The organism is Prevotella communis, from assembly GCF_022024175.1.
Taxonomy (GTDB): Bacteria; Bacteroidota; Bacteroidia; order Bacteroidales; family Bacteroidaceae; genus Prevotella; species Prevotella communis.
Map to the genome: position 1 here is coordinate 1,836,392 of NZ_CP091794.1, position 10,372 is coordinate 1,846,763.

Consider the following 10,372-nt stretch of genomic DNA (forward strand, 5'->3'; position numbering starts at 1 on the left):
TTCTTTTATGATTTCACTTTGAATTTGATGACAAACAGATTTTGCGTCTCTGTGGCTTTCACCATGCGTTGTTCCAATTCTGTAATCATCCGTTTGCGCTGTAGGCTTACCTCTTCTTCTTTATCCTCTAAGTCGTTGCGCAGGCGGCGGCGCTTGCGTTTCATCTCCTCCACCTTCTTTTCAAGCGCCAGTTTCTCGGCTACTGATTGTGCATTGCGAGCATCACGTTCTGCCACAAGAATATTCTTTTTTAGCGTAGTGATTTCATCCTCTATGCCGTCTATCACGTCATGCTCCCATGCATATATACGCGTCTCTTCTTGTTGGAAGAACTTGAGGTTTCGCGCATCTATCTCTTTCAGTTTGGAAGTGGAGTGCTGGGCCACATCACCTAGCAGACGCTCGCGTATGCTGTCAGCGATGATGTCTGTCTGCACCTCTGAGCCACCGTTCAAAAAAAGCTTTTCGCAATCCTCCTGCGACAAAGATGAGCCATCATTCTGAAAAGCATTAAATAACAGGTATTGTTCATCACTTAGAGCAGAAACTCCTAAGGATGCTAAGACCAAATAGCCTTCACTACCATTCATATATTCAGGCAAAGCCGCATTCATGGGCAAAGCCTGTTGGTCGAAGATGATTTCTGCATTTTCGCTAAGAGATAGTGACAAAGCAGAATTGATGACATGCTGCGCTAAAGGACTACTTAAACGATAAGGAATAGCATCGTCTGTATTCTTCAACATAGCATACTTTCCTGTACGCTGTCCAGCAACGGGAGTACGAAGAACAAAAGTATGTTGCTCGTCATTGAAGACAGCCTCCTTGCTCAACATATATTTGGTGAGTTCCCAGAAGATGTGTTCATAACGATTAAGGAATGTACCTGTGTTGTCTTTCGTCATGCGAAGATGCTCCTGCACATTGATATCAAAGTTCTCAAGCACCTGAGAACGCACTTCCGTCATGCGTTCGTCTATCTGTTGCTGCATTTCGCTTTGCAGCTGTTCAAAAGCCTGATTGATTTCCTCTTCGCTACGACATTGTTGGTATATCTCCCAGATACGCGATTCTATATCAAGCGTATCTGCCTGGCCCAACACTTCATCGCTGGCTCCAAACACATCGTCGAAGAGTTTGAACTTGGTAGAGAGCAGGTTGAAAACACGCACATCTGCATAGTTGCGCATATTGAGGAAATTCACTACCACCACGTCATACTTCTGTCCATAGCGATGGCATCTACCTATTCTTTGTTCTATACGCTGAGGGTTCCACGGCAAATCGTAATTGATGACCAACGAACAGAACTGTAGGTTCAATCCTTCTGCTGCAGCCTCTGTAGCTATCATAATATCTGCCTCGTGCTGAAAGTAATCTACAGCTGCAGCCCTGCGGTCGGCAGCCTTGATGCCACTTACTTTGTCAGGATGCTCTAAGCACCACTTCTTGTATATCTCGTTGGTCTGTGGTTCGCTGGCTTTACCATTAAACAGCACAATGCGACCTGCATAGCCATGCGACTCTAAATAGTCTTTCAAGAAAGCTTGCGTCTTGGTGGATTCTGTGAAAATGAGTGCTTTGCGTTCAGCACCTTGCTCAGCCAGTTTCTTGAAAGCTTCTTCCAAAGCCTTAGTAAGTGCTTTAGATTTCGATTCCGTTTTGATGTTCTTGGCTTTTTCTATAAAGCCAGCTACGGTTGCTATCTCAGCTTTCAGCCTCGGGATGTCAATCTCTTCTGCATCAAAGAGATCCTCATCATCCTCTGAAGACAGTTCTTCGTATTCATCTAAGCTCCAATCGCCATCATCTACAAGGTCGTCCACATCAAGGCGTTCCTGCTTCTCGTTCTTCAGGATTCGCTCCAAACGTTCTTTAATATGCTCCAGTGTGAACACCAAAGCATAGGTTGAAGATGCCAGAATTTTGCGGACAATCATTGTGGTAAGCTTACGCTGGGCAGCAGGTACACTATAGATATCCTTACGACGCAGAAAATCACTGATCTCCTGATAAAGAACCTGTTCCTCGTCCGTTGCCTTGAACTTCTGGGTCAATGGCAGGCGATGAGTATAGTTGATGTATTCGCGAACATCCTTACGAAGGGTGCGCGTATAGAGTTTTTGTATTCGCTGGCGCAGTTCCTGTAAGTTCTCACCCTTACCATACTGTTTACGGAAAGACTTCTCGCTACCAAACAAACGGTCATCGATAATACTGGTCAGACCATATAGTTCCATCAAAGAGTTTTGAAATGGTGTAGCAGTCAGCAAGAGTTTACGAACGCCTGTTAAAGCATCACGTACCTCAGCCGACGTCTTTGCCGAAGAACGATAGACGTTACGCATCTTGTGGGCTTCATCGATGACAGCCAAATCAAAAGCATGAAGCAGAATGTGCTCCTTATGCCTGGCTGCAAAGTTATAGCTACAGATGATGGCTCGCTTGGGACTCAGCGGATTCTTGCCTTCACGCTGATAGGCATTGTAATTCTTGATATCGAGTATCTCGCTGGGGATGCCAAACTTATCAAGCAATTCTGCTTCCCATTGTTTGCGCAGGGAGGCAGGACAGACGATGATGATCTTTCGCTTGCCTGTGGCCCAATACTGGCATATCACCAAACCAGCCTCAATGGTTTTACCAAGACCCACCTCATCAGCCAACACCACACCTTTCGACAGCGGACTGCTAAACGCAAACAAGGCCGCATCAATCTGATGGGGATTGATGTCGACCGTAGAACTCAACAGCGACTGTGACAAAGAGCCAAGGTCGCCATTAGCCTGCTGCTGTGTGAGCAGAGCAGCATAGTAGCGTGCATGAAAACGTGTAATGCCTGTTGCCATATAGTTTTAGTAAGCACCAAAACTATATCTTCAGGTTTGCTTACAGGTATATAACAAAAGACCTCAGGACACAAAAGAAGCGCGAGTCATGGCTCTTCTCTCGTATCGTGAGGTCCTAGGAATTACCTGTACTACAAAGATATAAGTCATGCCCGCGCTATTGCACGGGCACCGGCTGACTTATTCATGTAGTACAATCGTTGAAATTTCCTAGGTTTCACGATACTCTGAATAAATAGCTGATGCTATTATTTTACCCTCAAAAATCATACCGGCTCTCTGCTCTCAGAGACTGATGCTTTGCAGCATGCGCTGTTTCTTGAGACCCTTGCGGGGACAAGCGACCAAAGGTCGAACAACGACAACTGCCGGTAATTGCATGCAAAGGTAGTAAAAAAAAGTAATCTTGTCAAATAGTACAAGAAAAAAAATGAGATTTAGAAAGATTTCCTCTCAAAAATTTGGAATTAACGAAAATACTTTCTATCTTTGCAACGTAAATCAATTCGATTTACTATCCGGGCAGAATCCCGAGAGGGCAAGACTATATCGACACTACCCATTTAAAAGAGCCTCTTCTGAGGCTCTTTTTGTTTTATCTCAAATATCTTTTCATAAACATTTTGATGTAGCAATTACCCTCTACAAAACGACGTGAAACGGATAAGATTCTATTTCCTCTTATAATTAGCACTTCTCGCGCATTCGTATTTGCTTCAAAATAGGATTGTACATCTTTTGCTAGCAGACGAGGAGCATAATCCGTTAGCATATTCAGAACCACATGATTAGTCTGACCAATGGATTCCATAAGTCTATTACTAACGGATGATTTACCGGTAATACTCTTTAGATCGAACAATTTAAAAACTCCTTTGCGTTCGAAAATAAAATCTGCAGTTCTGATTCCTTTGGGATTTGGCAGTATATAGACACGATAACCATGATTCAATAATTTTCGAGCAGCCTTTATCAGATTGTCATAATCCGAACTTTCTTCACCAATGGCACTAAAAATATTAGTCTCACCAGCAATTGGGCGGAATTCGCCACAGTTGACAATAAGTTTTAATTGATTGATAAACTGGGCACCTTTCAGATAGTGTAGATCCTGTAGCTCGTCAGCAAAACCTCTCCATGGAGTCTCTTCTGCTAACAGCACAGAGCCATCTTCTTCACAAGATTCAAAGTCAAATATGTTATCTTCTAAGATTGTCGTTTTCATACGAGATGCAAAGGTACAAAAAAGCATGCAATCTGTTTCCATTTTTGAAGAAAAAACGTAGCGAAACACCCTATATAGCTGAAATCATGAAATCACTCGAGTGATTTCATGATTTGAGCTAGCTAATTCGATGAATTCACTCGAGTGAAGATTTTGGGGGTATTACGTGACAGGAAGGATTGATGTCAATCATGAATTGACTAATAATGTCTCTTTCATAGTTTTATTCCTTCATTCATTACATGAACATAGAATGGGGTCTTGAATGGACGATTTTCCCACTGTTTGCGTAGTATTATCATAGGACTGATCAGAACACCAGTGTTGAGTTCTAAGTCATATAGCGCACCAGATATTTCTTCCTCTCTACGAAGATTCCTCTTATCGCCTTCAAGCAGAATCAGCACGTCAATGTCGCTATCAGCACGGGCATCGCCTCGTGCTTCTGAACCATATAAAATCGTCGTTGCCGTAGGCTCCGTCTTTTCAATGGTTTGCTTGATTTGCTTAACAATCTCTAATCTTCTCATTCTCTTGGAAGTTAATTTCTCCGAGTGCAAAGATAAGAAGTTTTTCTGAACTCCCAAAATAAAAAGGATACTTTTTGAGTAACTCGTCCTTTTGCAACAAGAGAAACGTCGTTTCTCGATGAGCAACACGTCGTTTCTCGGACAGAGATACGACGAAGTGCAGTGAAGGAACAGAGGCGCTACATAAATGACTGTGAATGGACACGCGCTCGGCTCTGCCGCTTGCTACCAAAGGGACGCAAGAATTTTTCATGAATAATATTTATGAGTCATTTATGTATATTTATGGTCATTCGTGTAGCGTCGCAGACAAAAATATCCATGGACAATTCAAGTAAGTAAAAAAGTATACATAATTACGGGCCTTAAAAATGGCCCGTTAACTAATTTAATCGTTTGAGTTAACTCAAATCATCAATCGAGTTAATTCAAATGATGATTTGAGTTAACTCAAATTTTCAGGGGTATTATAAGGGTGAAATATAAGAATTAAAAATACTATACAAAACAAAAAAAACGGCTCCTGAGGCAGATGTGCTTCGGGAGCCGTTGGAGGGGTTGTAAGGAGCTGTTATCTCAGGACATCATCATTATCCAGATCGTCTTTGGGATCATAGTTGAATTCCTCGGCATTACTGCCGCCCAATAACTGCACATCACCACTGGTAGTCATCAGGTGGCCCTGATGCTGCAGCACCACGGTCTGCATCTCCGGTTTCATATATATCTTCTTCATAATACTCTTCAGTATTTTAATGTTTAATGTTTAATGTACCAACACTTTTTTGCCTCCATGGATATACAGGCCCTTCTTTGGCTTCTCTATACGGCGACCCTGCAAGTCATAGATGGCGTCAGCCATTTCCGTGCTTTCTGTGATTTCTGTGTGACCTACTCCTGTCGGTGTGCCCTCTTCCTCGAAGTTCATCACAAAGCTGCGGGCGGTCTGGCTGTCAGAGAAATAGAAGTATGCGCGGCAGGTGCCCAGTGCCTTTCCGTTAGCGATGGTGCGGTCGTTCTTGGCATAGCCCAGCTTGTTGTTGCCAGACAGCAGCAGCACTTTGCTGCGGTTGGTCTCGGTAATCTCCAGCGGAGCGTAGGTGCCCATGAACGAGCCCGAGCCATCCGTGAAGTTCACGTCGCGGTTGCTGTTGTCGATGGTGACGCCGGTGAACACAGGGTTCACGAGGTTTACACCCGTATTGTCCCATTTGATGATGAATGGTGTGCCTGCAGGTATCGTGGCAGGCGCATTGTCGAATTTCAGCGTCAGCGTGCCGCCAACAAGATTAGACGATTCTTTGAGCACCTTTGCCACTACGTTATCACCAGCCAGCGGGCTGCTGGCAATCGTCACATCGAACGGCAGCACCAGCGTGTTCCAGTAGCCGTCCTTGTAGAGGGTGCGGCCAGAGAGCGTCACGTCGGCCACCTGCTTATTGACGATGGCTGCGCTGTTGTCAGCATTGTTGGCAAGGCTCACGTTGGCCTTCACCATATAGAATTTACCATTGTATTTCAGTCCGCTGGCGTAGGCAGTGACGCCGCTCACGTTGTAAGTTGTGCCCGCTGCACCAACGTTTGCAGGTACGAAGCTCTCGGTAGCGGGGGTATAGACGTAGGCCTCGATGCCGTTGTTCCACAAGGCGGGGCTCACATTGCCGTCGTTCAGATAAGGTTTGTAATGGGTGTCGTCGCAGAGGTAGTTGGTGTAGTAGCAATTGTAGGTATCCACCTTGTTGCGGGCGAAGGTGGCACTCTCCGTGTTGAGTACGGTCACCTCAGTGGGTGCGAAGAGTGAGTTGCGGATAGTGGCGGCATTTTTTCTCCAGCCGATGAAGCCGCCGCACTTGGTGGTCTTGTCGCCGAGCAACTTACCGTCGAACACGCAGCCTTCAATGCTGATGGAATGTCCGTCGGTGTTGTGCGTCTGGCCTACGAAGCCGCCGTGCGTACCGTCGCCCTCGATGCTGCTGTTGATGGTGACGCTAGAGCGGCAGTTGCGGATGCTGACGGCGCCGTACTGGTCGGCAATGAAGCCAGCGGCGAACTTGGCCGAGGTCGTAATGGTGCCCTCGACGATGAGGTTCTCAATCGTGCCGCCGTCCACGTATCGGAAAGGTGCAGCGTTGTCGGTCGAGGTCGTGTAGTCAACGGTCAGCGTATTGCCCTGTCCGTTGAAGGTTCCTGTGAACTCGTGATCCTTACTGCCCGCCATGCTGCTGACGCTGAGGTCATGGCCCAGCTTCACGGTCTTTCCGGTGAAGTAGCCCTTGTCGTTGTTGGCCAGCTGGTCGCAGAACTGGTTCCAGCCCGCAGTGGTGTTGATGGTATAGGTGTTGCCATTGACGGCGAGGTCGTTCTCCAGCTGCCACTGTGCGTAGAGCGTGATGTTACCCCCTGGGTTGATATTCTGCTGGTCGGCATAGGATGTGCCAGTTCCGTCGGCCTTGGTGTTCCAGCCCGTAAAGATGTAGCCGTCGCGGGTGAAGGTGCAGGGCGACAGGGTCTTCGACTCCATTTTTCCATACACCTGGGCGGTCATCGTGCCCTCGCCGCCGTTGGCATCGTAGTGGACGGTGTGACTTAAAGAAATAGGATCAGGCATAATATCTTGCCACTGCGCGTAGAGCGTGATGGTCTCGCCCTCCGCTGCAATGTCGGTGACTACCTGTTTGTTGCTGTAGCTGATGCCGCTACCGTCGGCCTTGGTATTCCAGCCAGAGAAAGAAACAGTGACTAGCAATTGATCTGTAAATGCATTTGCCGTCAGGGCTTGCGCCACACCGACAGTGAACATCTGGTCTTCCATCGTGCCCTTGGCCCCGTCGTAGTTTTTATCGAAATGAACGTAGTAGGTGTTGGCGGGAAGGGCAGTCCACTGTGCATAGAGTGTCATGTCCATGCCAAGGATTTTCTCTTTGTCGGCGTAGGCTTTGCCGCTGCCGTCGGCCTTGGTGTTCCAGCCCGTGAAACGATAGCCTGTACGGGTGAAGGTGCAGGGCGACAGGTTTTTTTCGTCGTCGAAATCGAACGTCTGGTCAGCCATCGTGCCTGTACCGCCATTAGCATTGAAGTGGACAGTGTTGTTGTATCCGACATTGGGGACGTCGCCTGGATTAAAGGGGTCGATGATGTGGATGTCACCTGGGTCGTCGCCTGGGTCAATGGGGTCGATGTTGGGGTCGTCGCCTGGATCATGGGGGTCGATGATGTGGATGTCACTCTTCGTCCACTTGGCGTAGAGCGTGATGGTCTGCCCCGCTGCTGCAATGTCGGTAACCTTCTCGCCGTCGGCATAGGATGTGCCGCTACCGTCGGCCTTGGTGTTCCAGCCTGCGAAGTCGAAGCCTATACGGGTGAAGGTGCAGGGCGACAGGGGGTTTTCGTCGCCGAGAGTGAGCGTCTGGTCAGCCATTGTGCCCGTGCCGCCATTAGCATTAAAGTGGACGGTGTAACTGTCTGGGGCAATGGGGTCGATGGCCGTGAAGTTGGCCGAGACAGCAACATTGGCTGTAGGCATGGTGAACGTCCACGTGCCGTCGCCTTGGTCGGTCAGGGCGATGGTCTCGTTAGTCACAAGGTTCGTGGCGCTGAGCGAGCCATCCACGTACTCATAGCCTGCGTCGGGTACCACGGTGAGCGTGACCGTCTCACCACCGTCATACAAGCCATTTTCATCGCCGCCACTCGCGTTCACGTGACCATGGGTTGAGTTGTCGGTGATGGTGAAACTCTCCGTCAGTGTCCCCCATTTAACTGCACCCACCGTGACATCCCTGGCAGGCATGGTGAAGTGGAAGTGATTGGCATCGTCCTGCGTGATGGGGCTGACGTCCAGGGAACTGACCACCCAGTATTCGTTGCCGGCCGGCTCGGAGAGCGTGATGTCCACGCGCTGGCCCTCTTCTGCGGTAGTGACGGTCTGGCCGCCCACGCTGAAGGTCATGGAGGCACCATCGCTGGTAAGGGTATAAAAGCTGGCGGCACCTGGCTCGTCAAAGTAGACGGTGTACTCGTCGGTACCCAAGTCTAGATTCCTGTTGTATGAGCCTCCATTGCGATTGACGGTGATGTTAGTGGTGCTCAAACTAGTCGCACCTTTAAACGTCACCTTATTGACTTCATAGCCGCTCGCTGGCAGAAACTGGATGGTGTAGTTGCCGCTGAATCTGCTACTGGTGCCGTTAGCGCTGAAATTCTCCGTAACGCCGCCGTGCGTCACAGTCACCGTGCCGCTACCGTTGATGTTTACTTTGACATTGCCGCTAAAGTTAAATTGCGCCCACGCACTTGCCGACGTGAGCAGCATCATGAGCAGCGCGAGGGCCGCCCGTGAAAACAATCTAAATGGTTTTTCTTTCATATTCGGATATATTTTTAATGTTTACTTTCTATGGTCGAAGCGCGTCTAAGGACACGAAGCGTCTAAAAAACGGCCGCAAAGGTACACATAATTTTTAAAATAAGGTGTTTAAAATTCCAAGTAGGTGTTAGAAATTCAAGAATTAGGTGTTAAAATTCCGCGAATTTTAACACCTAAACCAATGAAATCGTCTAAAAACCCTCCCCGACTCCCCTACTCCTTAGAATTTAATGTCTACGGACTTCAAGGACTTATAGGACTTGCCGCCAAGGCGGCGCTGGCGCCGTCGGGACATTGTCATGGGGGCTCTTTTCTTTTTTTAACATAAAAAAACGGGTGTCTCGAGAACAACGTATTGATATTTTTCGTAACTTTGCACCCGCAAAATAAAAGAGTTTATACGTATAAGCCTATATATCAGGCAGTTAGTTAAGGAAATCTAAGGAAAATACAGATGAGACAATTAAAGATTCAAAAGAGTATTACAAACCGTTCAAGTGAGGCACTGGATAAATACCTTGTTGAAATCGGTCGTGCTCCTCTTATCAGCATTGATGAAGAGATTGAGCTGGCACAGAAAATTCGCAAGGGTGGTCTTGAGGGTGAGCGTGCAAAGGACAAGCTGGTGACAGCCAATCTGCGCTTCGTCGTTTCTGTGGCCAAACAGTATCAGCATCAGGGTTTGACACTTACCGACTTGATTGACGAAGGCAACATCGGTTTGATTAAGGCAGCCCAGAAGTTTGACGAGACCCGCGGTTTTAAATTCATCTCATACGCCGTATGGTGGATTCGCCAGAGCATCCTCCAGGCTATTGCCGAGCAGAGCCGTATTGTGCGTCTGCCCTTGAATCAGGTTGGCTCTCTGAACAAGATTAACCACGAGATCAACAAGTTTGAGCAGGAGAACCAGCGTCACCCCTCTGTGAGCGAGCTGGCCGAGATGACCGACCTCGACGAGGAGAAGATTGGCCAGAGCATGCAGGCCGACAGTCACCACGTGTCTATCGACGCACCTTTCCAGGATGGTGAGGACAACTGTATGCTGGACGTGATGGCCGGTGGCGACGACACCCGTACAGACCGCCAGGTAGACCACGAGTCAATGGCTCAGGAGCTGAACTCAGTACTGTCGCGCGTATTAAAGGACCGCGAGATTATCATTATCCGCGAGTGCTTCGGCATTGGCTGCCATGAGAAGGGACTCGAGGAGATTGGCGACGAGCTGGGACTGACCCGTGAGCGTGTGCGCCAGATCCGTGAGAAGAGTATTGCCAAGCTCCGTGACTCTGGTAATGCCCGCATCCTGATGAAATATCTGGGATAAATTTTCAGGTAAATAAAAGATAGGAATAGAAAAACCAAAATTTTTTTGGTTTTTCTATTTGTTTATGCTATCTTT

6 protein-coding genes are annotated in these 10,372 nt (G+C 47.8%); 1 reads left to right on the forward strand and 5 read right to left on the reverse strand.

Annotation, left to right across the window (positions count from 1 at the left end; genetic code table 11):
- Positions 1-5 precede the first annotated feature (5 nt).
- The 5 genes from L6466_RS07615 to L6466_RS07635 form a co-directional block, all read right to left on the reverse strand.
- Positions 6-2,849, reverse strand: coding sequence for an SNF2-related protein (locus L6466_RS07615; RefSeq protein ID WP_237803294.1), 2,844 nt, complete (start codon positions 2,847-2,849; stop codon positions 6-8).
- A 595-nt stretch (positions 2,850-3,444) separates the two neighbouring features.
- Positions 3,445-4,074 carry a hypothetical protein gene (locus L6466_RS07620; RefSeq protein ID WP_237812908.1) on the reverse strand — a complete coding sequence of 210 codons (630 nt, stop codon included), beginning with the start codon at positions 4,072-4,074 and terminating at the stop codon, positions 3,445-3,447.
- A 215-nt stretch (positions 4,075-4,289) separates the two neighbouring features.
- Entirely contained in the window at positions 4,290-4,604 is a 315-nt protein-coding gene (locus L6466_RS07625) for a nucleotidyltransferase domain-containing protein (protein ID WP_237803292.1), read from the reverse strand.
- Positions 4,605-5,175: 571 nt separating this feature from the next.
- Positions 5,176-5,340 carry a hypothetical protein gene (locus L6466_RS07630; protein ID WP_237803290.1) on the reverse strand — a complete coding sequence of 55 codons (165 nt, stop codon included), beginning with the start codon at positions 5,338-5,340 and terminating at the stop codon, positions 5,176-5,178.
- A 30-nt stretch (positions 5,341-5,370) separates the two neighbouring features.
- Positions 5,371-8,970 carry an InlB B-repeat-containing protein gene (locus L6466_RS07635; protein ID WP_237803289.1) on the reverse strand — a complete coding sequence of 1,200 codons (3,600 nt, stop codon included), beginning with the start codon at positions 8,968-8,970 and terminating at the stop codon, positions 5,371-5,373.
- Positions 8,971-9,424: 454 nt separating this feature from the next.
- On the opposite strand from L6466_RS07635, the gene L6466_RS07640 reads away from it, so the two are divergent.
- Positions 9,425-10,297: a sigma-70 family RNA polymerase sigma factor gene (locus L6466_RS07640; RefSeq protein WP_091818583.1), complete on the forward strand. Its 873-nt coding sequence runs from the start codon at positions 9,425-9,427 to the stop codon at positions 10,295-10,297.
- The last annotated feature ends 75 nt before the right edge of the window (positions 10,298-10,372 follow it).